The 23,654-nt window shown below is 69.0% G+C and carries 19 protein-coding genes; 3 read left to right on the top strand and 16 right to left on the bottom strand.

The genetic code is table 11. The features are described from left to right. Positions 1-33 precede the first annotated feature (33 nt). Together HCJ93_RS25490 and HCJ93_RS25485 are read left to right on the top strand one after the other, a co-directional pair. Positions 34-450: a nuclear transport factor 2 family protein gene (locus tag HCJ93_RS25490; RefSeq protein ID WP_167998157.1), complete on the top strand. Its 417-nt coding sequence runs from the start codon at positions 34-36 to the stop codon at positions 448-450. Between the two features lie 299 nt (positions 451-749). Then, positions 750-1,352 (top strand): hypothetical protein, encoded by a 603-nt coding sequence (locus HCJ93_RS25485; protein ID WP_167998156.1) that lies wholly within the window; start codon positions 750-752, stop codon positions 1,350-1,352. Between the two features lie 21 nt (positions 1,353-1,373). Here HCJ93_RS25485 and HCJ93_RS25480 read toward each other — a convergent pair whose 3' ends face one another. The 13 genes from HCJ93_RS25480 to HCJ93_RS25420 form a co-directional block, all read right to left on the bottom strand. Further along, entirely contained in the window at positions 1,374-1,976 is a 603-nt protein-coding gene (locus HCJ93_RS25480) for a hypothetical protein (RefSeq protein WP_167998155.1), read from the bottom strand. A 644-nt stretch (positions 1,977-2,620) separates the two neighbouring features. Further along, the gene (locus tag HCJ93_RS25475; protein WP_240967854.1) at positions 2,621-3,073 is read right to left on the bottom strand and encodes a replication initiator; all 453 of its coding nucleotides are present in this window, start codon (positions 3,071-3,073) and stop codon (positions 2,621-2,623) included. 540 nt (positions 3,074-3,613) lie between these two features. Beyond that, the gene (locus tag HCJ93_RS25470) at positions 3,614-5,587 is read right to left on the bottom strand and encodes a TIGR03960 family B12-binding radical SAM protein (protein WP_167998154.1); all 1,974 of its coding nucleotides are present in this window, start codon (positions 5,585-5,587) and stop codon (positions 3,614-3,616) included. A 205-nt stretch (positions 5,588-5,792) separates the two neighbouring features. Beyond that, positions 5,793-7,421: a CYTH and CHAD domain-containing protein gene (locus HCJ93_RS25465; RefSeq protein ID WP_167998153.1), complete on the bottom strand. Its 1,629-nt coding sequence runs from the start codon at positions 7,419-7,421 to the stop codon at positions 5,793-5,795. 99 nt (positions 7,422-7,520) lie between these two features. Beyond that, the gene (gene rodA, locus HCJ93_RS25460; protein WP_167998152.1) at positions 7,521-8,723 is read right to left on the bottom strand and encodes a rod shape-determining protein RodA; all 1,203 of its coding nucleotides are present in this window, start codon (positions 8,721-8,723) and stop codon (positions 7,521-7,523) included. Continuing rightward, positions 8,720-11,029 (bottom strand): penicillin-binding protein 2, encoded by a 2,310-nt coding sequence (mrdA, locus tag HCJ93_RS25455; protein WP_167998151.1) that lies wholly within the window; start codon positions 11,027-11,029, stop codon positions 8,720-8,722. The genes rodA and mrdA overlap by 4 nt, the downstream gene beginning before the upstream one ends. A 163-nt stretch (positions 11,030-11,192) precedes the next feature. Further along, the gene (mreD, locus tag HCJ93_RS25450; protein ID WP_167998150.1) at positions 11,193-11,867 is read right to left on the bottom strand and encodes a rod shape-determining protein MreD; all 675 of its coding nucleotides are present in this window, start codon (positions 11,865-11,867) and stop codon (positions 11,193-11,195) included. A 9-nt stretch (positions 11,868-11,876) separates the two neighbouring features. Continuing rightward, entirely contained in the window at positions 11,877-12,818 is a 942-nt protein-coding gene (gene mreC, locus HCJ93_RS25445) for a rod shape-determining protein MreC (RefSeq protein ID WP_167998149.1), read from the bottom strand. Between the two features lie 130 nt (positions 12,819-12,948). Beyond that, entirely contained in the window at positions 12,949-13,968 is a 1,020-nt protein-coding gene (locus HCJ93_RS25440; protein WP_030381728.1) for a rod shape-determining protein, read from the bottom strand. A 482-nt stretch (positions 13,969-14,450) separates the two neighbouring features. Further along, entirely contained in the window at positions 14,451-14,864 is a 414-nt protein-coding gene (ndk, locus tag HCJ93_RS25435; RefSeq protein WP_167998148.1) for a nucleoside-diphosphate kinase, read from the bottom strand. 67 nt (positions 14,865-14,931) lie between these two features. Next, positions 14,932-15,282 (bottom strand): DUF4233 domain-containing protein, encoded by a 351-nt coding sequence (locus tag HCJ93_RS25430; RefSeq protein WP_167998147.1) that lies wholly within the window; start codon positions 15,280-15,282, stop codon positions 14,932-14,934. A gap of 6 nt (positions 15,283-15,288) precedes the next feature. Continuing rightward, on the bottom strand, positions 15,289-16,773 hold the full coding sequence (gene folC, locus HCJ93_RS25425) for a bifunctional tetrahydrofolate synthase/dihydrofolate synthase (RefSeq protein WP_167998146.1): 1,485 nt from the start codon (positions 16,771-16,773) through the stop codon (positions 15,289-15,291). A gap of 109 nt (positions 16,774-16,882) precedes the next feature. Next, positions 16,883-19,507, bottom strand: a complete 2,625-nt coding sequence (locus HCJ93_RS25420) for a valine--tRNA ligase (protein ID WP_167998145.1) — start codon at positions 19,505-19,507, stop codon at positions 16,883-16,885. Positions 19,508-19,644: 137 nt separating this feature from the next. Here HCJ93_RS25420 and HCJ93_RS25415 point away from each other — a divergent pair, with 137 nt between their 5' ends. Further along, positions 19,645-20,577: a hypothetical protein gene (locus HCJ93_RS25415; RefSeq protein WP_167998144.1), complete on the top strand. Its 933-nt coding sequence runs from the start codon at positions 19,645-19,647 to the stop codon at positions 20,575-20,577. Positions 20,578-20,728: 151 nt separating this feature from the next. Here the strand turns inward: HCJ93_RS25415 and clpX are convergent, their stop codons facing one another. The 3 genes from clpX to HCJ93_RS25400 form a co-directional block, all read right to left on the bottom strand. Next, positions 20,729-22,015 carry an ATP-dependent Clp protease ATP-binding subunit ClpX gene (gene clpX, locus HCJ93_RS25410; protein WP_167998143.1) on the bottom strand — a complete coding sequence of 429 codons (1,287 nt, stop codon included), beginning with the start codon at positions 22,013-22,015 and terminating at the stop codon, positions 20,729-20,731. A 180-nt stretch (positions 22,016-22,195) separates the two neighbouring features. After that, positions 22,196-22,903: an ATP-dependent Clp protease proteolytic subunit gene (locus tag HCJ93_RS25405; protein ID WP_167998142.1), complete on the bottom strand. Its 708-nt coding sequence runs from the start codon at positions 22,901-22,903 to the stop codon at positions 22,196-22,198. Between the two features lie 52 nt (positions 22,904-22,955). Beyond that, on the bottom strand, positions 22,956-23,561 hold the full coding sequence (locus HCJ93_RS25400) for an ATP-dependent Clp protease proteolytic subunit (RefSeq protein WP_167998166.1): 606 nt from the start codon (positions 23,559-23,561) through the stop codon (positions 22,956-22,958). Positions 23,562-23,654: the final 93 nt, after the last annotated feature.

The raw sequence follows: 23,654 nt of genomic DNA, 5'->3' as shown, positions 1-23,654 counted from the left end.
CGCGCACCGCAGGCCCTCGAAGGAGCGTCCACCATGTCGCAGACCGACACCCGCGAACCGGCCACCACCGACCCGCACAGGGAGACCCTCGACCGCTACCTGCGCTTCTGGAACACCCCCGCTGCCGGGGCGGACGACACCACCGCGTCCGCCCTCTTCGCCCCCGGCATCCGCTACTGCGCCCCCATCGGCGACCTCAGCGGACACCAGGCCCTGGCCGACTTCCGTGACCAGTTCTTCCAGCACATGGAGTCCGCCGAGTTCCGGGCACGCCGGGAGCCCGAGATCCACCACGACCGGGCCCGCCTGCTCTGGCGGATCGACGTCCACGGAGAGGAGTTCGCCACCGGCACCGACGTCCTGGCCTTCGCCCCCGACGGCCGCATCACCACCGTCACCGCCTTCCTCGACAAGGCCCCGGAAGGCTTCGACCCACACGCCCACGGGTGAGTGCCGGACGGCCGCACAGGCGATGGGGTCGCCCGCACCGCCATTGATCCGACGGCCGGCTCCCGTGGCCAGGCGCTACGCCACCTCGACGCCGTTTGACATTGAAGGAGGACGGCTCCGGCGAAGCATTCCAGCCGGCGGTGGCACCTGCTGACAACGGGCGCCACCGCCGGCCTCTACGGACCGACCAGCGCCGCACCACAACCGGCGCATTCAGCTGTGGGACCTATGCACTTCGCTTCGCTCGGTGCCGCCAGACACCGAGTGAAAGCGACACAACGAGAGCCGCGAACCAGAGCATGATCTCCATCGGACCGAAGCTTTATCCCAGAACAAGCAGCAGGACCAGAAAGACGGCAAAAGTCAGCGTCATCTTTCCGATGAGAGGCTTCATAGTAGCTCCTGGCTATACGCCGCTGCCGGCCTCCTCAACCCCCGTCTCTGTGCGATTCGGATCAGGAACGATCCTCGCCGGCTCCGGGTTCTTCCGCACGGCCTCCATCTCCGCAGCGGTGCCGCCCCCTTCGCCAACCCCTTCCAGAAGAGCAGCAGTCACGCTAGCGTCCCCCGTCGACAAGCCGTCTGTCGCGCTCGCAGAAGGCGTCAGCGTCACCATCAGCGCCGCCGCAGCAATGGCCGTACAGCCACCGTTCCCCACCTACGACGGTTACGCATTGCACCCATCAATATTCATCATGAGGGGCACGCTACCAAAGCGCGACAGCGCAGCCTCCGCGACGAGATCAGGCGTTTTGCTTGGCTCGGTGCCGCCAAACGACAAACGAAAGCGATCCGACGAGCGCCGCAAGCCAGATCATGATCTCAACTTGACCGAACCCTTATCCCAGGATCAGCAGCAGGGCCAAGAAGACGGCAAAAATGAGGGCCATCTTTCCAATTAGAGGCTTCATGGTAGCTCCTAGCTAGGCACCGCTGCCATCGTACTTCGTCTTCCCGCTACCGTAGACCTTGGTCCTGGCCCATGGGTAGAGGGTGGCGTAGCAACCGTATTTGGCTACGCACAGCTGGACCTTACGCTTCATCATGGAAGTGGCCGAGGACGCGGGCACCCTCGACTTTGCGTTTGTGAGGAGCCTGTTGTCCACGTCCACGACATCCTGCTCATTCGTGAAGTTGTCGTAGCGGGACCCCCAGGCACGAACTTTACCGCTTCCGTAGTTGAACTCGGCGTACGTGTGGTACTTGAAGATGACCGAGCCTAAGTAGCTGCGGTGAGTGTGGGTGACGTGCGTCATCTTCCACTTGCCACCCTTGACGGCAGCCGCGGCGAATGTAGCGCCCTTGCTCCCGTCAGCCTCAGTCTCCTCGGGCGTGATGGTTTCTTCGTCCGGCTTGCTCAGAGTTGCGCCGGCGGGCGGCATGATATCCGCCAACTGCTTTGCGGTCAGCGGCTTTCCGTCAGCCCCGACGGCCTTGCCGTCATCATTGATGATGGCCTCCTCGACCGTCGTTTCCGTGCGGCTCGGGTCACGCACAATCTTTGCTAGCTCCGGATTCCGCTTCACAGCGTCCGTCCGTAGCAGTCCCGGTTCCGCTGCTAACCCTCTTCAGGAGCGCGGCAGTCGCGGCAGAGTGCCACGTAGTCGGGTTCTCTGCTGCGCTGACAGAAGGCGTCAGCGTTACTACCAATGCCGTCGCAGAAATGGCCGCCCCGGCCCATGTTCCCCACCTACGACGGTTACGCAGTTCGCGCATCGTCATTCCTTTGTAGTTAGTGGTCTGCGCGAGCTCCAGTGCCTGTAAGGAACACGTCCCCGGCTTCGCGCATGATGATCTTATGAAGGCGATGAGATCTCGCAAGCACGTGATCGAGAAGCTTGGTTGACACCCAGGGTCAGAACCCGCGAGGCAGCGGATTCCCTCAAGGGATGCTGAAATCTGCTTACCTCAAAGAGCGCTCAAATCCGCGAGATCTATCCTGAATTCAACTAGCGCTGGGCAGTCGAGATACGAGCACTGCTGCACCCGAGACCTCTGGGAGGCGGCTTCTCACCTCACGGGAACCATGACGCGGGGTCGAACGGTTCTTCTTTGCCCTCATCGTCAACGATCACGATCTCGCTTTCGATCAGAGGCGGAGCCTTGTCGTCTTCCTCCCGTAGATGCAACAGGCGCCCGGACTGCCACGGCTCACGTTCAGGAGGCACGGCTATCGGCACCACTCCCCCTCACGTTGAGCCTCAGCTGCGAGCCGTCGAGACTCCGTGATGTCGTCGGCGATACCGGCGGCGATGAGCGCCGCACCGGGGGTATGCCCGCACCCGACGTAGCGCCAGTGGCGATCGGTGATCAGAGCGGAGCTGCCGTCTGGCATGTCACTGTGGCCCACATGAGCGGCACGTTCGGCGCGCAGTGCCGCGTAGGTCGTCGAATACGCCCGGGACTTGGTGAGGATGTGGCCCCGGTAGCCGAGGGTGTGAGCCCAGGCGCGCAGGTGGAGGGGTTCGAACTCGGGGAGTCCGCCGAGGCGCCAGCAGGTTCGCATGAGGGTGCGGACGTGTTGGGCGGCAGGTGCGGTGTCGATGTCGTGCCAGGTCGTGAGCGGGTGGTCGGTGCCGGCGCCTGTCTCGTTGGCCCCCTTGGTAAGGAGCGCGTGGTTCACTGCCCCGACTAGTAAGTTGCGAATTCAGAGCAGCACGGAAGAGGGGTGACTCGTTCTGCCGACATGGACGCCCTCAACTCCGCACTGGGAGAATTCCCGAGTCAACTCAATTCGATTGCGCGATCCAAATTCAAGGGATCTGCTTGAAATTAACAGGAGCGCAGGCCCGGCCGGGGGGAGGACCGCGCGCGGGGAGCGGAGCGAGCCGCCTTGAAATCGCAGACAGGGTTGTAACGCAGTCTCGATTCAGCGTGGAAGAGACGCAACACAGGCCACGCGGTCCCCACGCATCCAGCTCCCCTGGGCTGGCGTCGACACCAGCCCAGCTGCTGCTCTGGCGGACGAGAGGCCCCTACACCCACTCCACCTCTGGAGTGGATGCCCGCGGGGCCTCCCGGGCCTGGCAGAAGGGTCCGAGGCCCTTCCTGCGGCCGAGGCTGCCGACGGCCCGAAGCCCCGACAGCAGCCAACGCAGCGGCCACCTCGTCCTCACTCGCCCCCGCCAGGGCATCGATCACCCGATTGAGTGCCTCATGCACCTCAGTGTCCGGGCCCGCTGGACGTCGGCGCCGAGTTCTTGACCGTCAGCGGCAGCAGCTTCTTGCCGGTGGGGCCGATCTGGATGGACGTGTCCATCTGCGGGCAGACGCCGCAGTCGAAGCAGGGGCTCCAGCGGCAGTCCTCGACCTCGGTCTCGTCGAGGGCGTCCTGCCAGTCCTCCCAGAGCCAGTCCTTGTCGAGGCCGGAGTCGAGGTGGTCCCAGGGGAGCACCTCCTCATAGGTGCGCTCGCGGGTGGTGTACCAGTCGACGTCCACGCCGTAGGGGGCGAGCGCCTTCTCCGCGCACTGCATCCAGCGGTCGTAGGAGAAGTGCTCGCGCCAGCCGTCGAAGCGGCCGCCGTCCTCGTAGACCGCGCGGATGACGGCACCGATGCGGCGGTCGCCCCGGGAGAGCAGGCCCTCGACGATGCCGGGCTTGCCGTCGTGGTAGCGGAAGCCGATGGAGCGGCCGTACTTCTTGTCGCCGCGGATCTTGTCGCGGAGCTTGGCCAGCCGGGCGTCGGTCTCCTCGGCGGAGAGCTGGGGCGCCCACTGGAAGGGGGTGTGCGGCTTGGGGACGAAGCCGCCGATGGAGACCGTGCAGCGGATGTCGTTGGAGCCGGAGACCTCACGGCCCTTCTGGATCACGCGCGTGGCCATGTCGGCGATCTGCAGGACGTCCTCGTCGGTCTCGGTGGGCAGGCCGCACATGAAGTACAGCTTCACCTGGCGCCAGCCGTTGCCGTAGGCGGTGGCGACGGTGCGGATCAGGTCCTCCTCCGAGACCATCTTGTTGATGACCTTGCGGATGCGCTCCGAGCCGCCCTCGGGGGCGAAGGTGAGGCCGGAACGGCGGCCGTTGCGGGTCAGCTCGTTCGCCAGGTCGATGTTGAAGGCGTCGACCCGGGTGGAGGGCAGGGAGAGGCCGATCTTGTCGTCCTCGTAGCGGTCGGCGAGGCCCTTGGCGATGTCGCCGATCTCCGAGTGGTCCGCGGAGGAGAGGGAGAGCAGGCCGACCTCCTCGAAGCCGGTCGCCTTCAGGCCCTTGTCGACCATCTCGCCGATGCCGGTGATGGAGCGCTCCCGCACCGGGCGAGTGATCATGCCGGCCTGGCAGAAGCGGCAGCCGCGGGTGCAGCCGCGGAAGATCTCCACGGACATGCGCTCGTGGACGGTCTCGGCGAGCGGGACGAGGGGCTGCTTGGGGTAGGGCCACTCGTCGAGGTCCATGACGGTGTGCTTGGCCACCCGCCACGGCACGCCGCTGCGGTTGGGCACCACACGGGCGATCCGGCCGTCGGGGAGGTACTCGACGTCGTAGAAGCCGGGGACGTAGACGCCGCCGGTCCTGGCCAGGCGCAGGAGGAGTTCCTCGCGTCCGCCGGGGCGGCCCTCCTCCTTCCAGGCGCGGATGATCTGTGTGATCTCCAGCACGGCCTGCTCACCGTCGCCGATCACCGCGCAGTCGATGAAGTCGGCGATGGGCTCGGGGTTGAAGGCCGCGTGGCCGCCGGCCATGACGATCGGGTCGTCGAGGGTGCGGTCCTTGGACTCCAGGGGGATGCCGGACAGGTCCAGGGCCGTGAGCATGTTGGTGTAGCCGAGCTCGGTGGAGAAGCTCAGGCCGAGCACGTCGAAGGCGCTGACCGGGCGGTGGCTGTCGACGGTGAACTGCGGGACGCCGTGCTCGCGCATCAGCGCCTCGAGGTCGGGCCACACGCTGTAGGTGCGCTCGGCGAGGACGCCCTCCTGCTCGTTGAGCACCTCGTAGAGGATCATGACGCCCTGGTTGGGCAGACCGACCTCGTAGGCGTCGGGGTACATCAGCGCCCACCGGACGTCGCAGCTGTCCCAGTCCTTGACCGTGGAGTTCAGTTCTCCGCCGACGTACTGGATGGGCTTCTGCACATGCGGGAGGAGAGCTTCGAGCTGCGGAAACACAGACTTCACAGACTCGGCGGCTTCGGCAGGCATCTCGCTGACCTTCGTGTGCTGGGGGGCGGGCCCCGGCCGGCGGCTGGGGACGGGTGACCATCAAGCCTAACGCGGACCCGGGGGTCCCCCGCACGGACCAAGAGCGCACGGTCGGGGAGGGCAGTCGCGCGAGCCCGGGTTCCAGCGCAAGGGCAGGCCGGCCGGCGGTTCGGGCGGCGAGGGCGCCGGGGTCCGCGTGCCGGGGCTACTTGCCCATCCGGTCGACCGCTTTGCCCAGCGACGTCCGCATGGACTCCCACATCCGCGGCAGCTCGGTCTCCGCGATCTCCGCGCGCCGCTCCTCGCGGCCGTAGAGGAGGCCGTAGGTGAAGGTGCTCTCGCCGGCCGCGTGGGCGACGGCGGCGAGTTCGGTGAGGGCGCGGCGGGCCATGACGCTGTCCTGGTGGTCGCCCAGCAGGGTCTGGAGGGACTTCATCGCCTTGACCAGGCCGGTCGCCGGGGTGCCGAGGGCGGGGGCGGCGGCCTCGGCCGCGTAGCGGGTGCGCTTGGTCTTCTTGCGGGCCTCGTGCAGTGCGGTGTCGCGGTCGGGTCCCGGCGGCAGGTCGACGGCCCGGTCGATCAGCGCGGAGAGCTTGTCGAGGTCCTTGCGGACGGCGGCGGCCAGCACCTTGCCCGGCTCTGCGGCGGCCTTCTTGCGCAGCGGCGGGTCGGTGAGCAGGGCGTCGAGGGTGTCGAGGAGGGTGAGGTAGCGGCGGGAGTCGAGGATGGCGGTCACGTGGCCGTGGGCCCCGCTGTGGCCGGCCTCGGACCAGGCGGCGATCCGCTCGCGGACGGGGCCGTGGACGAGGGTGCCGGGCAGCTCGTCGAGGGCGGTGCGCAGACGCTCGGCGATGACCTCCTGGTCGCGGTCGAGGCCCAGTTCAGCGGCGAGCCACTTCAGGTCGGCGGCGATGGGGTCGGTGACCTCGCGGTCCAGGACGCTGCGGAAGGAGCGGAAGGTGCTGCGCAGCCGGCGGGTGGCGACGCGCATGCGGTGCACGGAGTCGGGGACGTCCTGGCGGACGGCCGGGTCGAGGTCGACGAGGGCGTCGCGCTGTTCGCGGATGTAGGCGAGGACGTGGTCGCCGGCGGTGACGGGCGCGCCGGCCTCCGGCTGCTTGCGCTTCTTGCGTTCGGGGGCGGTGGCGGGAGCGGAGGCCGGGGCGGGAGCGGAGGTGGTGGCGGGGGCGGCGGGCGATGCGGGTGCCCGGGTGGCGGCTGCGGCCGGGGAGCCGGCGGGGGCGGTCTCGGCCAGGGCCCGGGCGAGCTTGGAAGCGGAGGCCGAGGGTGTGGCGCCGGCCTTGCGCAGGTGGTCCTCGACCGTGTCGAGGAAGGCGGGGTCACCCTCGTCGGCGAGCTCGACCTCGATCTCGGTCCATCGGGCGGTGCCGCCGTCACCGGTGAGGCGTTCGGCGTGGACGCGGTCGAGGCTGACCTCGGCGAGGAGCCGTCCCGAGGGATCGAGAAGGTGGCGTACGTCGCGGTCGGAGCGCAGCCGGATCACGGGCCGCAGCTCGTGGTGGCGTACGCGGGAGCGGACGAGCCGGGCGAGGCCCTCGGGGAGTTCGTCGGAGAGCGGGGCGCGGACCTCGTCGCGCACTCCGGGGGCGACCGGGAACTTCAGGTGCCAGCCCTCGTCGGTGCCGCCGGTGCGGCGGCGCAGAGTGAGGGAGGCGGAGCTGAGGCGTTGGTCGGCGGTGTCGTAGTAGGTGGCGTCGAGGTGGGTGACGCCCTTGTCGTGGACGGAGGCGACGCCCGGGATGCCGCCGAGCTCGGGCAGTGCGGTGTCCTGGATCTCGTACTTCCGCTCGATCTCACGCTTGGTGTCCGCCATGCACCGAATTTAGTCGGCCCGGGTACGGAGCGGCAGGGGGAGCGTTCCCCCTGCCTCCCCGTACCGGGGCACGAACCGGCACGATCCGGCAGACGGGCCCTAGGCGGAGAGGGGTCTCTGCAGGCGGATGGACTGCAGCAGTCCGACGGCCATCCAGACGGCGAACATCGAGGTGCCGCCGTAGGAGACGAACGGCAGGGGCAGACCGGTGACGGGCATGATGCCGAGGGTCATGCCGATGTTCTCGAACGTCTGGAAGGCGAACCAGGCGACGATGCCGGCGGCGACGATCGTGCTGTACAGGTCGGGGGTGTCGCGGGCGATGCGGCAGGCGCGCCACAGGATGATGCCGAGCAGCAGGAGGATCAGTCCGCCGCCGACGAAGCCGAGTTCCTCACCGGCGACGGTGAAGACGAAGTCGGTCTGCTGCTCGGGGACGAACTGGCCGGTGGTCTGGTGGCCGTTGAAGAGGCCTGCGCCGGTGAGTCCGCCGGAGCCGATGGCGATGCGGGCCTGGTTGGTGTTGTAGCCGACGCCGGCCGGGTCGAGCTCGGGGTTGGCGAAGGCGGCGAACCGGTTGATCTGGTAGTCGTCGAGAATGCCGAGCTGCCAGACGGTGACCGCGCCGACGGCTCCGGCGCTGATCAGGCCGAAGACCCAGCGGTTGGAGGCGCCGGAGGCGAGCAGCACGCCGAGCACGATGACGGCCATCACCATGACGGTGCCGAGGTCGGGCATCAGCATGACGATGATCATGGGCACGACGGCGAGGCCGAGGGCCTGCAGGACCGTGCGGTGGTCGGGGTACTGCCTGTCGCCGGCGTCGACGCGGGTGGCGAGCAGCATCGCCATGCCCAGGATGATCGTGAGCTTCACGAACTCCGAGGGCTGGAGGGAGAAGCCGCCGGGCAGCTTGATCCAGGAGTGGGCGCCGTTGATGGTGGAGCCCAGCGGGGTGAGCACCAGCAGGATGAGGAAGACGGACGCGCCGTAGAGGACGGGCACGGCGGTGCGCAGGGCGCGGTGGCCGAGCCAGAGCGCCCCGATCATCAGGGCCACTCCGATGCCGGTGTTCAGCAGGTGCCGTACGAGGAAGTAGTACGGGTCGCCCTGGTTGAGCTCGGTGCGGTTGCGGGTGGCCGAGTAGACCAGCAGGGAGCCGAGCAGCGACAGGACGAGCGCGGAGAGCAGTATCGGCCAGTCGAGGCGCCGGACCAGGGAGTCACGGGCGAGGAGCCGGGTCCAGCCGGAGCGCTTGGGCCCGTAGCCGGAGACCTGGAAGCTGTTGACTCCGCCGGTCATGTGACGGCCCTCCGGGTGGCGGTGGTGCGGGGCCTGCGTGCGGCGCGACGCGGGCGGCCGCCGCCACGGCGCCGCCGGCGGCGGGTGTCGCGGTTGCCGGCCTCGGGTGAGGGGACGGTGGCCCCCTGCTGGTCGGCGGGGTCGCCCTGGTCGTCCGCGGGCGGGTCGGCCGAGGCGTCGGGGGACGGCTGGGCCGTCTTGGCGGGGTCCTTGGGGATCTTGGGGGACTTGATGGTGCCGTCCGCCTTGACCTTGGGCAGGCTCTTCTGCGGCTCGGGCAGCAGTGCCTTCTTCTTGTCGATCTTGCCGTCCTCGGTGACGCCGTAGAGCGCGTTGTAGATGTTGCGCACGGCGGGGCCCGAGGCGCCGGAGCCGGTACCACCCTGGGAGATCGTCATGACGACCGCGTAGTCCTCGGTGTAGGTGGTGAACCAGGAGGTGGTCTGCTTGCCGTAGACCTCGGCCGTACCGGTCTTGGCGTGCATCGGGATCTTGTCCTGCGGCCAGCCGCCGAAGCGCCAGGCGGCCGTACCGCGGGTGGCGACGCCCTCGAGGGCGCCGTCGATGGCCTTGAGGGTCTTCTTGGACACCGGGAGCTTGCCGTGCGCCTTGGGCTTGATCTCGGTGACGGTCCTGCCGTCGGGGCTGATGACGGCCTTGCCGATGGTGGGGTCGTACAGCGTGCCGCCGTTGGAGAGGGCGGCGTAGATGGTGGCCATCTGGATGGGGGTGACGAGGGTGTCGCCCTGGCCGATGGAGTAGTTGACGGAGTCACCGGCGCGCAGCCTGTTGCCCTCGAGGCAGTTCTCGTAGGCGATGCGCTCGGCGTAGCTGCCGTTCTTCTTGCCGGTCTTGCACCAGGCGTCCTTGTTGGCCTTCCAGTAGTCCTTCTTCCACTGGCGGTCGGGGACGCGGCCGCTGACCTCGTTGGGCAGGTCGATGCCGGTCTTCTGGCCGAGGCCGAAATCGTGCGCGGTCTTGTAGAACCAGTCGTTGGGGTTCTTCTTGGGCTTGTTGCCGCCGTCGCGCTTCCACTCCTCGTGGGAGAGGCGGTAGAAGACGGTGTCGCAGGAGACCTCGAGGGCGCGGCCGAGGCTGATCGGGCCGTGGTTCTGGGACTCGAAGTTCTTGAAGACCTGGCCGCCGATGGAGTACGAGCTGGAGCAGTTGTAGGGGCCCTCGAAGGAGTAGCCGGCCCGGATGGCCGCGGCGGTCGGGATGACCTTGAAGACGGAGCCGGGGGCGGACTGGCCCTGGATGGCGCGGTTGAGCAGCGGGTAGTTGCTCTTCTTGCCGGTGAGCTTGGCGTAGTCCTTGGAGGAGATGCCGCCGACCCAGACGTTGGGGTCGTAGGCCGGGTTGGACGCCATGGCGACGATGCGGCCGGTCTTGGCCTCCATCACCACGACGGCACCGGAGTCGGCCTTGTAGTTGGTGCCGGTGTTGCGGTCGTGGACCTTGCGCGCTTCCTTCATCGCCCAGTCGAGCTGGTACTCGGCGACGCGCTGGACGCGGGCGTCGATGCTGGTGACGAGGTTGGCGCCGGGCTCGGCCGGGTCGGACTGGGCCTTGCCGAGGACGCGGCCGAGGTTGTCGACCTCGTAGCGGGTGACGCCGGCCTTGCCGCGCAGCTGCTTGTCGTACTGCCGCTCGAGCCCGGAGCGGCCGACCATGTCGGAGCGCAGGTAGGGCGAGTCGGTGTCCTGGGCCTCCTTGATCTCCTCGTCGGTGACGGGCGAGAGGTAGCCGAGGACCTGGGCGGTGTTGGCCTTGCCGGGTGCCGGGTAGCGGCGCACGGCCTGCGGTTCGGCGGTGATGCCGGGGAAGTCCTCGGCGCGTTCGCGGATCTGCAGGGCCTGCTTGGGGGTGGCCTCGTCGGTGATGGGGATGGGCTGGTAGGGCGAGCCGTTCCAGCAGGGCTGGGGGGTCTTGGCGTCGCACAGCCGGACTTTCTCCATGACCTCCTTGGGGGTCATGCCGAGGACCTTGGCGAGCTTGGTGAGGACCGCCTTGCCGTCGTCCTTCATCTTCATCAGCTCGGTGCGGGAGGCGGAGACGACGAGCCGGGTCTCGTTGTCCGCGAGGGGCACTCCGCGGGCGTCGAGGATGGAGCCGCGCACGGCGGGCTGGACGACCTGCTGGACGTGGTTGCCGGAGGCCTCCTTGGCGTACTGGTCGCCCTCGCGGATCTGGAGGTACCACAGCCGGCCGCCGAGGGTGCCGAGGAGGGAGAGGACGAGGACCTGGATGACGATGAGCCGGATCTGCACGCGTGGGCTGCGGCCGGTCTCGGGAATGTTGGTCACCTGGTTCCTCCCCCTCTCGACGTCCTGGTCGCTCGTGCCACCGCGGCCCGCCCGTCCTGCGGCTGGGTTCGCACGCGTGAGCGGCCGCGTACGAGTGATGAACGGCCCGGCCGCCCGGCCGGGTTCCAGCCCCGCTCACACGTCCGGGTGAACTTCGCCGAGGTCACAGGCGCTTGACCCCCTTGATGCGTCCGGCGCGGGCGACCCGGGCCCGGGCGGCCCTGGCCCGCAGGCCGCCGTTGCCGCGCTGGCCGCCGATGCGCAGCCCGGTGCCGCCGGCCAGCCAGCCGGAGGAGATGTCGCCGGCCTTGGTGGAGCTGGTGTCGGCGAGGGGGTCGTTCTCGGCGCGGCGGGCGAGTGCCATGACGCCGGGGACCACGAACGGCGCGAGCAGCAGGTCGTAGAGGGCGGCGGTGAACAGCAGGCTGCCGAGGCCCACATGGCGGGCGGCGGTGTCGCCGACCAGGGCACCGACACCGGCGTAGAGCAGGGTGGAGCCGAGCGCGGCGGCGACCACCACGGCCATCGGTCCCGAGGCGGACTTCACCTGGCCGGTCTCGGGCTTGACGAGCCCGGCGAGGTAGCCGATGACGCACAGCACGAGGGCGTAGCGGCCGGCGGCGTGGTCGGCGGGCGGGGCGAGGTCGGCGAGGAGCCCGGCGAAGAAGCCGATCAGGGCACCGCCGACGTGGCCGTAGACCAGGGCGAGACCGAGGACGGTGAGCAGCAGCAGGTCCGGCACGGCGCCCGGGAGGTGGAGCCGGGCGAGCACGGTGACCTGCACGACCAGGGCGACGACGATCAGCGAGCTGGACAGCAGGATCCGGTTGACGCGCATGTGCAGCTCCTACTGCTCGGGTTGGTACTGGTCGTCGGCGGGGGCGGACGGGGTGACGGTCACCGTCACGGTCGGCGTGGGCGTCGGCTTGGGCTTCTCGGGCAGCACCGTGTCGCGCGGGTCCTTCTCGGGCGCCTGGACGACGACCCCGACGACGTCGAGCTTGCTGAAGCTGACGTACGGGGTGACGTAGAGGGTGCGGGTCAGGTCGCCGCCGGAGGGGTCGACGCGGGAGACGACGCCGACGGGCACCCCGGGCACGAACGGCTTGTCGGCCTGCGAGCCGAAGGTGACCAGGCGGTCGCCCTTCTTGACCTCGGCCTTGCCGTTGAGCAGTTCGACGCGCAGCGGACGGTCGCCCTGTCCTGAGGCGAAGCCGAGTTCGTCGCTGCCCTCCATGCGGGTGCCGACGGTGAAGTCGGGGTCGCTGGCGAGCAGCACGGTGGAGGTGCTGGGGCCGACGGTGGTGACCCGGCCGACGAGTCCGTCGCCGTTGATCACGGTCATGTCGCGTTCGATGCCGTCGCCGGCGCCGACGTCGATGGTGATGGTCCAGGAGAAGCCCTGGGCCGCGCCGATGGCGATGACCTGGGCGCCCTTGATGCCGTACTGGCCCTTGCCGGCGACCCCGAGGAGCTTGTCGAGCTGCTTGAGGCGGCTGCGGTCGCGGTCGTCGCTGCCGAGCTCGGCCTTGAGGGCGGCGTTCTCCCGCTCCAGTTCGGCGAGCCGGTCGTGCCGGTCACCGGACTCGCGGACGGCGGAGACGGCGTTGCCGATGGGATCGACCGCGCTGGACACCCCGTTCTCGATGGGGCCGAAGACGGATGCGGCGGCCTGCCGGGCACCGTCGACCGGCGAATCCTCTCCGCCGCGGATGTCCACCGTGATCAAAGCGAACGCGATGGCGATCAGCAGCACCAGGAGCAGCCGGCTCTCTTTCGTGTCCCTCACGTGCGGCGGCCGTGCCTTCCTCGTCGTAGGCGGGTGTCGGGAACGGTGGTTGAGATGAGCTTATGTCTCTATATCAACGATCCGCCGTACGAGAGGTGATCGTCCCGTACGGCGGAATCGAAACGTTGTGTCATCTGCGCGGCTGGGCGTCGAGCACCTGCTGCAGCGCCTCGAACTCCTCGACGCACTTGCCGGACCCCAGCGCGACGCTGTCCAGCGGGTCCTCGGCGATGTGGATGGGCATGCCGGTCTCCCGGCGCAGCCGCTCGTCCAGGCCGCGCAGCAGGGCGCCGCCGCCGGTCAGCACGATCCCCCGGTCCATGATGTCCCCGGACAGCTCCGGCGGGCACTTGTCGAGGGTCGTCTTGACGGCGTCCACGATGGCGTTGACGGGTTCCTCGATGGCCTTTCTGACTTCGGCGGCCGAGATGACGACGGTCTTGGGCAGCCCGGACACCAGGTCCCGGCCTCTGATTTCGGTGTGCTCGTCGGAATCGAGGTCGTACGCCGAACCGATCGTGATCTTGATCTGTTCGGCCGTCCGCTCACCCAGCAGCAGCGAGTACTCCTTCTTGACGTGCTGGATGATCGCGTTGTCCAGCTCGTCGCCCGCGACCCGGATGGACTGGGCGGTGACGATGCCGCCGAGGGAGATGACCGCGACCTCCGTGGTGCCGCCGCCGATGTCCACCACCATGTTGCCGGTGGCCTCGTGGACCGGCAGCCCGGAGCCGATGGCCGCCGCCATGGGCTCCTCGATGATGTGCACCTGCCGGGCGCCGGCCTGGGACGACGCCTCGATGACGGCACGGCGCTCGACGCCGGTGATGCCCGAGGGCACACAGACGACGACCCGTGGGCGAGCCAGATAACGCCGCTTGTGGATCTTCAGGATGAAGTAGCGGAGCATCCGCTCGGTGATCTCGAAGTCGGCGATGACACCGTCCTTCAGGGGACGCACGGCAACGATGTTGCCGGGCGTGCGCCCGATCATCTTCTTCGCTTCGGCGCCGACCGCGAGGATGCCACCGGTGTTGGTGTTGATCGCGACGACGGACGGCTCGTTGAGTACGATCCCGCGACCCCTGACGTACACCAGCGTGTTGGCGGTCCCGAGGTCGACAGCCATGTCACGGCCGATGAACGACATTGAGTTCCCCATCAGGATTCGTCTGGCCTTCCCACGAGCTTTTGAGGGCTTTTCAGGTCGGCGAGGTGGGTGCGGTGACGTGAAGGCTTCCATCGTAGACGCGCCTTCGCGAACACTGCGCGAGGGTCTTCGCCATTGTCATCAGATGGCGTCTCCGGCTGCTTGTGGAGACGGTCCATCGGGGGCATGCGTTCCCCCGAACGCCGTGCATATGCCAGAAAGGTCCGGGGGCAAAGCCCCCAGACCCTCCGAGACGTGCGGGAACGGACCTCACGGGCCCGCGACGAGATCGTTATGCAGCGCCCGCCGGACACCTCGCACAGCATCCCGCCCGGGGGTCCCGGCCGGGACCCCCGGGCCGCCGGCCGGGCCCCCCGGCGGGCGGACCGCAGGCACGCTGGTGCGCGGACCGTGATCGTCCCCGCACACGGAGGCCGCCCGTCCGTCCGCACGGGGCATCCGTCCTCACGGGGCGTCCGTCCTTACGCGCGACCCGGGAAGAAGATCTTCACCTCGCGCTCGGCGGACTCCTCGGAGTCGGAGGCGTGGATCAGGTTCTCGCGGACGATGACGCCGTAGTCGCCGCGGATGGAACCGGGCGCGGCGGCGATCGGGTCGGTCGGGCCGGCCAGCTGCCGCATGCCCTCGATGACCCGCTCACCCTCGACGATCATGGCCACGACCGGGCCGGAGGACATGAACTCCACCAGCGGCTCGTAGAAGGGCTTGCCCTTGTGCTCGCCGTAGTGCTGCTCCAGCGTGTCCTGGTCCAGGGTGCGCAGCTCCAGCGCGGTGATCTGCCAGCCGGCCTTGCGCTCGATACGGCTGATGATCTCGCCGGTCAGGCCGCGACGGACAGCGTCGGGCTTGAGGAGGACGAGGGTGCGCTGGGTCACGGCTGAGCTCCTTATATGCAGCAATGTGTGCGGTTCGATGAGATTACCGGGCGGATCCTCGCGGGCGTCACGCAGCGTCAGCCTGCTCGGCCTCCGCCGCGAAGCGGGCCTTGGCTTCGTCCACCTTTCGACCGAAATGCACCGAGGCCCACCACAGGGCGGCGAACAGCACGCCCATGAAGTACATGAAGGGGACGAAGAAGCCGGAGGCGATCAGGGCGATCTGCAGCGCCCAGCCGAGCGCCACCCCGCCGGGCCGGGTGACCATGCCGCACAGCGCCACGGACAGGAACATCGCGATACCGCACACGGTCCACACCGTGCCGGTGGCGAGGTCCGGGTCCTTCATCGCGACCAGCCCGGCGAATCCGATCACGAAGAACTCGCCGATCAGCGTGGACGAACAGAGCGTACGCATCGTGGGTCAGCCCCTCCCCAGGAGCAGCCTGGCCTCGCCGACCGTGATGACCGAGCCGGTGACCAGCACCCCGCCGCCGGCGAACTCGCCCTCCTCCTCGGCCAGCGTGACCGCCGCGTCCAGCGCGTCCGGCAGCCGGGGCTCGACCTGCACGCGCTCCTCCCCGAACACCTCGACCGCGATGCCCGCCAGTTCGTCGGCGTCCATCGCGCGGTGGCTGGAGTTCTGGGTGACGACGATCTCCGCGAAGACCGGCTCGAAGGCCTCGAGCAGGCCCCGGACGTTCTTGTCGCCGCTCGCGCCGACCACGCCGATGAGCCGGCTGAACTGGAAGGCCTCCCCCAGCGCCTCGGCGGCCGCCCGCGCGCCCGCCGGGTTGTGGGCGGCGTCCAGGACGACGGTGGGCGAGCGCCGTACGACCTCCAGCCGGCCCGGCGAGGCGACGGCGGCGAAGGCGTTGCGCACGGTGTCGAGGTCGAGCGGTTCGGCGCGCTGCGCGCCGACGCCGAAGAAGGCCTCCACGGCGGCGAGCGCCACGGCCGCGTTGTGCGCCTGGTGGGCGCCGTGCAGCGGCAGGAACACCTCGGGGTACTCGCCGCCCAGGCCGCGCAGGGTGAGCAGCTGGCCGCCGACGGCGACCTGACGGGAGACGACGCCGAACTCCAGGCCCTCGCGGGCCACGGTCGCGTCCACCTCGACGGCCTTCTTCAGCAGCACCTGGGCCGCCTCCACCGGCTGCTGGGCCATGATCACGGTCGCGCCCTGCTTGATGACGCCGGCCTTCTCCGTGGCGATCTCGGCAGGCGTGGTGCCGAGCCGGTCGGTGTGGTCGAGCTCGATCGGCATGACGACGGCGACGTCCCCGTCGATCACGTTCGTGGCGTCCCAGCTGCCGCCCATGCCGACCTCGACGACCGCGACGTCGACCGGCGCGTCCGCGAAGGCCGCGTACGCCATGCCGGTCAGCACCTCGAAGAACGACAGCCGGTACTCCTGCTGGGAGTCGACCATCTCGACGTACGGCTGGATGTCCCGGTACGTCTCGATGAACCGCTCGGCGGAGATCGGCGCGCCGTCCAGGCTGATGCGCTCGGTGACCGACTGCACATGCGGTGAGGTGTACCGGCCGGTGCGCAGCTCGAAGGCGCCGAGCAGGGCCTCGATCATGCGGGCGGTGGAGGTCTTGCCGTTGGTGCCGGTGATGTGGACGGAGGGGTACGAGCGCTGCGGCTCGCCCAGCACGTCCATCAGGGCCGTGATGCGGCTGACCGAGGGCTCGAGCTTGGTCTCGCCCCAGCGGGTGGCCAGCTCCCCCTCGACCTCGCGCAGGGCCTTGTCGACCTCGGGGTCCTCCGGGCGCGCGGGGATGTCCGCCCGAGGCGGGCCGCTCTGGGTGCGCAGGGTGCGGCTGCCGGCCTCGATGACGGCGAGATCGGGGTCGCGGTCGGTCTCCGCCGCGACGATCTCTTCAAAGGGGTCGCTGTCACTCACGGACCCCAGTCTACGTGCGGGGCTGCACGGCCCCGGTCCCCCTCACCAGGCGTGCCAGGGCCCGGTGCCGGTGCGGCGCCGGGGCCCTGGACTCTGCCCGCGTGGGTGGCTACGCCCGCGGGAGGCGTTCCAGCTGGGACAGGATGCGGGTGATGTCCTCCTCCGCCTTGGCCAGGCGGGTGCGGATCTTCTCGACCACGTGCTCCGGGGCCTTGGACAGGAAGGCCTCATTGCCGAGCTTGGCCGTGGCCTGGGCCTTCTCCTTCTCGGCGGCGGCCAGGTCCTTGGCGAGGCGCTTGCGCTCGGCGGCGACGTCGATCACACCGGAGAGGTCCAGTGCGACCTCGACGCCCTCGACCGGGAGCGTCGCCGTCGGCGTGAAGGAGTCACCCTCCGGCTGCAGGCGCAGCAGCTGGCGGATGGCCGCCTCGTGCCGGGCCAGCGGCGAGCCGTCCAGGGACAGGCGGGCCGGGACCCGCTGGCCGGGCTGGAGGCCCTGGTCGGCGCGGAAGCGGCGGACCTCGGTGAACACCGACTGGAGCGTGGCGATCTCCCGCTCGGCCTCCGGGTCACGGAAGCCGCTGTCCTTCGGCCAGTCGGCGATGACGACGGACTCGCCGCCGGTGAGAGCGGTCCACAGCGCCTCGGTGACGAACGGGACGAGCGGGTGGAGCAGCCGGAGCATGACGTCCAGGACCTCGCCCAGGACGCGCTTGCTGACCTCGGCCGGCTCGCCGCCCGCCTGGAACGTCGTCTTGGACAGCTCGACGTACCAGTCGAAGACCTCGTCCCAGGCGAAGTGGAACAGCGCGTCCGACAGCTTGGCGAACTGGAAGTCGTCGTAGTACGCGTCGACCTCGGCGACGACGGAGTTCAGCCGGGAGAGGATCCAGCGGTCGGTCGGCGACATCTTCGACGGGTCCGGCAGCGGGCCCTCCACGGTCGCGCCGTTCATCAGCGCGAAGCGGGTCGCGTTCCAGATCTTGTTCGCGAAGTTGCGCGAGCCCTGGACCCAGTCCTCGCCGATCGGGACGTCGACACCGGGGTTGGCGCCGCGGGCCAGGGTGAAGCGGAGGGCGTCGGAGCCGTACCGGTCCATCCAGTCCAGCGGGTTGACCGCGTTGCCGAAGGACTTCGACATCTTCTTGCCGAACTGGTCCCGGACCATGCCGTGCAGGGCGATGGTGTGGAACGGCGGGGTGCCGTCCATCGCGTACAGGCCGAACATCATCATCCGGGCGACCCAGAAGAAGAGGATGTCGTAGCCGGTGACCAGGACGGAGTTCGGATAGAACTTCTTGAGCGAGTCGGTCTCCTCGGGCCAGCCCAGGGTGGAGAAGGGCCACAGGCCGGAGGAGAACCAGGTGTCCAGGACGTCGGTCTCCTGGTGCCAGCCCTCGCCGCTGGGCGGCTCCTCGTCGGGGCCGACGCAGACGACCTCGCCGTCCGGGCCGTACCAGACCGGGATGCGGTGGCCCCACCACAACTGCCGCGAGATGCACCAGTCGTGCAGGTTGTCGACCCAGTCGAAGTAGCGCTTCTCCATCTCCTGCGGATGGATCTTGACCCGGCCGTCGCGGACCGCGTCACCGGCGGCCTTGGCGAGCGGGCCGACCTTGACCCACCACTGCATGGACAGGCGCGGCTCGATGGTGGTCTTGCAGCGCGAGCAGTGGCCGACGGAGTGGACGTAGGGGCGCTTCTCAGCGACGATCCGGCCCTCGGCGCGCAGCGCGGCGACGATGGCGGAACGGGCCTCGAGGCGGTCCAGGCCCTGGAAGGGGCCGTGCGCGGTGATGACGGCGTGCTCGTCCATCACGGCGATGGCGGGCAGGCCGTGCCGCTGGCCGATCTCGAAGTCGTTCGGGTCGTGGGCCGGGGTGACCTTGACGGCGCCCGTGCCGAACTGCGGGTCGACGTGGTCGTCGGCGACGACGGGGATGCGGCGGCCGGTGAGCGGCAGCTCGATCTCCCGGCCGACCAGGTGCCGGTAGCGGTCGTCCTCGGGGTGGACGGCGACGGCGGTGTCGCCCAGCATCGTCTCGGCGCGGGTGGTGGCCACGACGATGGAGTCGTCGCCGTCGCCGTAGCGGATGGAGACGAGCTCGCCGTCGTCGTCCTGGTACTCGACCTCGATGTCGGAGATCGCGGTCAGGCAGCGCGGGCACCAGTTGATGATGCGCTCGGCGCGGTAGATCAGCCCGTCGTCGTAGAGCCGCTTGAAGATGGTCTGGACGGCCTTGGACAGGCCCTCGTCCATGGTGAAGCGCTCACGGGACCAGGCGACGCCGTCGCCGAGGCGGCGCATCTGGCCGGAGATCTGGCCGCCGGACTCGGCCTTCCACCGCCAGACCCGCTCGACGAAGGCCTCACGGCCGAGGTCGTGCCGGGACAGGCCCTCCTTGGCGAGCTCCCGCTCGACGACGTTCTGGGTGGCGATGCCGGCGTGGTCCATGCCGGGCTGCCACAGCGTCTCGTAGCCCTGCATGCGCTTGCGGCGGGTCAGGGCGTCGATGAGGGTGTGCTCGAAGGCGTGGCCCAGGTGCAGGCTGCCGGTGACGTTAGGCGGCGGGATGACGATGGTGTACGGCGGCTTGTCGCTGTGCTCGTCGGCCTCGAAGTAACCGCGTTCTACCCAGCGCTCGTACAGGGGCCCCTCTACGTCGGCCGGCGCGTACTGGGTCGGCAGTTCGGTGGTGGGCGCTGTCTGTGGCTGCTGAGTGTTCTCGGTCACGGGCATGAGTTTACGGGTGTCACGGCCCAGTCCCGAAACGCGTTTCCTTTGTAACGGTGCGGTACCCGCTGGCCTGAACACATCGCCTCTACGACAGGATGTGAGGGACACATAAGCATCTGGAGGGGAACCCAGGAATGAGCTACAACCAGCCGGGCCCGTACGGCGGGCAGCCCCAGCAGCCCGGACCGTACGGCCAGCCGGGTCCTTACGGCCAGCAGCCGCAGGCTCCGCAGCCCGGCTACGGCTACCCCCAGCAGGCCCCGCCGCCGGGACAGCCGGGTTACGGCTACCCCCAGCAGCCGGGCCAGCCCGGTGTCCCGCCGCAGCAGCCGCCCTACGGCCAGGCCCCTTACGGCCAGCCCCCTGCCCCGAGCGGAGGCGGCGGCAAGAAGGCGGGCATCATCATCGGCGCGGTGGCGGTCGTAGCGGCTATCGGCGTGGGCGCGTACTTCGTGCTCGGCGGCACCGGCGGAGCGGCGGGCCTGGAGGACGACGGCCCGCACAAGATCGTGACGCCGGACACGGTTCTCACCGAGTACAAGCGTGTCTCGAAGGACGGGCAGCCCGGCGGCGACGACTCGGCCAAGGAGCTGGAGAAGAGCGGCGTCAAGAACGGCAAGACGGTGTTCGGCCTCTACTCGACGGCCGACCTGAGCGGTTTTGACCCCAGTGATCCGTCGACCCAGCCCGACCCGGCCGAGACGGCAACGGCCAAGGGCATCACGTTCGCCGGTGCCTACGGCGAGATCGAGGACCCGGAGAAGGCCCTGGACAACTTCTTCGCCAACTTCAAGAAGTCGGCGGAGAAGGACAAGGGCAACGCCAACAAGGCCGAACTGGTGGGTGACCCGGAGGACGTCGAGCTCGACGGCGCGGCGATGAAGTGCCAGGCCGCCAAGGGCAAGGACCTGGCGACCCAGAAGGAGAAGACCGACTGGTTCTGCGCCTGGGCCGACTACAGCACCATCGTGCTGGTGTCCCCGGGTGACGCCACCAAGGACGTCAGCAAGGACGTCGCGGCCGACATCACGACCAAGCTCCGCAAGGAGGTCCGCGTCAAGGCCTGACGCGCCCACGCGGGGCAGTTGGAGGCGGCCGGGTGCAACACCGGGCCGCCTCCGTCGTGTTCGGGTCCGCGAAGAAGCCCACGAGGCACGAAGAAGGGGCGCCCGGTGGTCTCCGCCACCGGGCGCCCCCTGTTGCGTTGGTGAGGGCGGGCTACGCCGTCTTCTGTTCGCCCGGGCCGCGGCCGCGGGCGTCGCGGGGGATGAGGGTGGGGTTGACGTTGGAGAGGACGACGTCGGCGGTGATGACGACGCGGGCGACGTCCTTGCGGGACGGGACCTCGTACATCACGCCCTGGAGGACCTCCTCCATGATGGCGCGCAGGCCGCGGGCGCCGGTCTGGCGGAGGATGGCCTGGTCGGCGATGGCCTCGAGCGCCTCGCGTTCGAAGTCCAGCTCCACGCCGTCGAGTTCGAAGAGGCGCTGGTACTGCTTGACCAGCGCGTTGCGCGGCTCGACCAGGATCTTGAGCAGGGCCTCGCGGTCCAGGTTGTGGACCGAGGTGATGACCGGCAGGCGGCCGATGAACTCGGGGATCATGCCGAACTTGACCAGGTCCTCCGGCATGACGTCCTCGAACTGGTCCTTCTTCTCCAGCTCCCGCTTGGAGCGGATGTCGGCGCCGAAGCCGATGCCCTTGGCGCCCGCCCGGCCCTCGATGATCTTCTCCAGCCCCGCGAAGGCACCGCCCACGATGAACAGCACGTTCGTCGTGTCGATCTGGATGAACTCCTGGTGCGGGTGCTTGCGGCCGCCCTGCGGCGGGACCGAGGCGGTGGTGCCCTCCAGGATCTTCAGCAGCGCCTGCTGGACGCCCTCGCCGGAGACGTCGCGGGTGATCGACGGGTTCTCGCTCTTGCGGGCCACCTTGTCGATCTCGTCGATGTAGATGATCCCGGTCTCGGCCTTCTTGACGTCGTAGTCGGCCGCCTGGATCAGCTTGAGCAGGATGTTCTCGACGTCCTCGCCGACATAGCCCGCCTCGGTGAGCGCCGTCGCGTCGGCGATGGCGAACGGGACGTTCAGCATGCGGGCGAGCGTCTGGGCGAGCAGGGTCTTGCCGGAGCCGGTGGGGCCGAGCAGCAGAATGTTGGACTTGGCGAGCTCGATGCCGTCGTCGCGGCCGTTCGCCCCGCCGTTCTCGCCGGCCTGGACCCGCTTGTAGTGGTTGTACACCGCGACGGAGAGGGCCTTCTTCGCCGCCTCCTGGCCGACCACATAGCCCTCGAGGAACTCGTAGATCTCACGGGGCTTGGGAAGCTCCTCCCAGCGCACCTCGCTGGTCTCGGCGAGCTCCTCCTCGATGATCTCGTTGCAGAGATCGATGCACTCGTCGCAGATGTACACACCGGGCCCTGCGATGAGCTTCTTGACCTGCTTCTGGCTCTTGCCGCAGAACGAGCACTTGAGCAGATCGCCGCCGTCACCGATGCGTGCCACGGTGTGCTTCCCCTTCGCCTGGGAGACGCCTGGACGTCACCGTCCAGCGGCTCCTGGTGCTGCCTTATGTCCGACGGTACCTTGCCGGGCCCCCCGTTCGGGCCCCCCTTGGCGCGGTTCGCTTTGACGTGAACCGGGCCAAACCGTGCCAAGGGGCGGCAGACGTCTCAGCCTCGTGCGTCAGCGCAGGCTGGCGTTGTCCATCTTGCGGGTGGTGATGATCTGGTCGATCAGCCCGTACTGCAGCGCGTCCTCGGCCGTGAGGATCTTGTCGCGCTCGATGTCCTCACGGATCTTCTCCACCGGCTGGGTGGAGTGCTTGGCCAGCATCTCCTCCAGCTGCGAGCGCATCCGCAGGATCTCGTTGGCGGCGATCTCCAGGTCGGACACCTGGCCGCGGCCGGTCTCGCTGTACGGCTGGTGGATCAGCACGCGGGCGTTGGGCAGGGCCATGCGCTTGCCGGGCGTGCCGGCGGCCAGCAGCACGGCGGCGGCCGAGGCGGCCTGGCCCATGCAGACCGTCTGGATGTCCGGCTTGACGTACTGCATGGTGTCGTAGATCGCCGTCAGCGCGGTGAAGGAGCCACCGGGGCTGTTGATGTAGACCGAGATGTCACGGTCGGGGTCCATCGACTCCAGGCACAGCAGCTGCGCCATGACGTCGTTGGCGGAGGCGTCGTCGATCTGGACGCCGAGGAAGATCACGCGCTCCTCGAAGAGCTTCGCGTACGGGTCGTACTCGCGGATGCCCTGGGAGGTGCGCTCGACGAAGCGGGGGATGACGTAACGGGACTCGGCCATCGGGCCGGTGTACCGGGACTGGGATGCGCGCATGTCCTGCACGGCGTCCATGCGGTCGTACAGGCCGCGGCCGGGGAAGTCGTTCACGGTGTCTCCTGGTAAAGGCTGAGGCGGTCGGCGAGCGGAGCTGATGGGGCGGTCAGGCCCCGGTGCCGCCGCCGCCCGGCATGCCGGCGGCCGTGGCGATCACGTCGTCGATGAGGCCGTACTCCTTGGCCTCGAAGGCGTCGAACCAGCGGTCACGGTCGGAGTCACGGATGATCTGCTCCACCGTCTGACCGGTGTGCTGGGCCGTGAGCTCGGCCATGCGCTTCTTGGTGTGCAGCAGCCGCTCGGCGTGGATCTTGATGTCCGAGGCCGAGCCGGCCAGGCCGGCGGAGGGCTGGTGGATCAGGATCTCGGCGTTCGGCAGTGCGAACCGCTTGCCGGGGGTGCCGGCGCTCAGCAGGAACTGGCCCATGGAGGCGGCCAGGCCCATGGCGATCGTCACCACGTCGTTCTTGATGTACTGCATGGTGTCGTAGATCGCCATACCGGCCGTGATGGAGCCGCCGGGGCTGTTGATGTAGAGGTAGATGTCCTTGTCGGGGTCGGCGGCAAGGAGCAGCAGCTGTGCGGTGATCCTGTTCGCAATGTCGTCGTCGACCGGCTGGCCGAGGAAGATGATCCGCTCGTTGAGCAGCCGGCTGTAGACCTGGTCGCCGAGGCCACCACCGATGGAGGGCTCGCCGGCGGCGGAGGGCATCAGATTCGTCACGTATCCACCTGCTCGTCTTACGACGGCGCCGGGCCGTCTCACGTGTTCCCTGCGGGGGGCCTCCGGCAGCTCGGCCGCCGG

This window comes from Streptomyces composti (assembly GCF_012034205.1).
Lineage (GTDB): Bacteria > Actinomycetota > Actinomycetes > Streptomycetales > Streptomycetaceae > Streptomyces > Streptomyces composti.
This window is presented reverse-complemented; position numbering and strand designations above follow the sequence as displayed.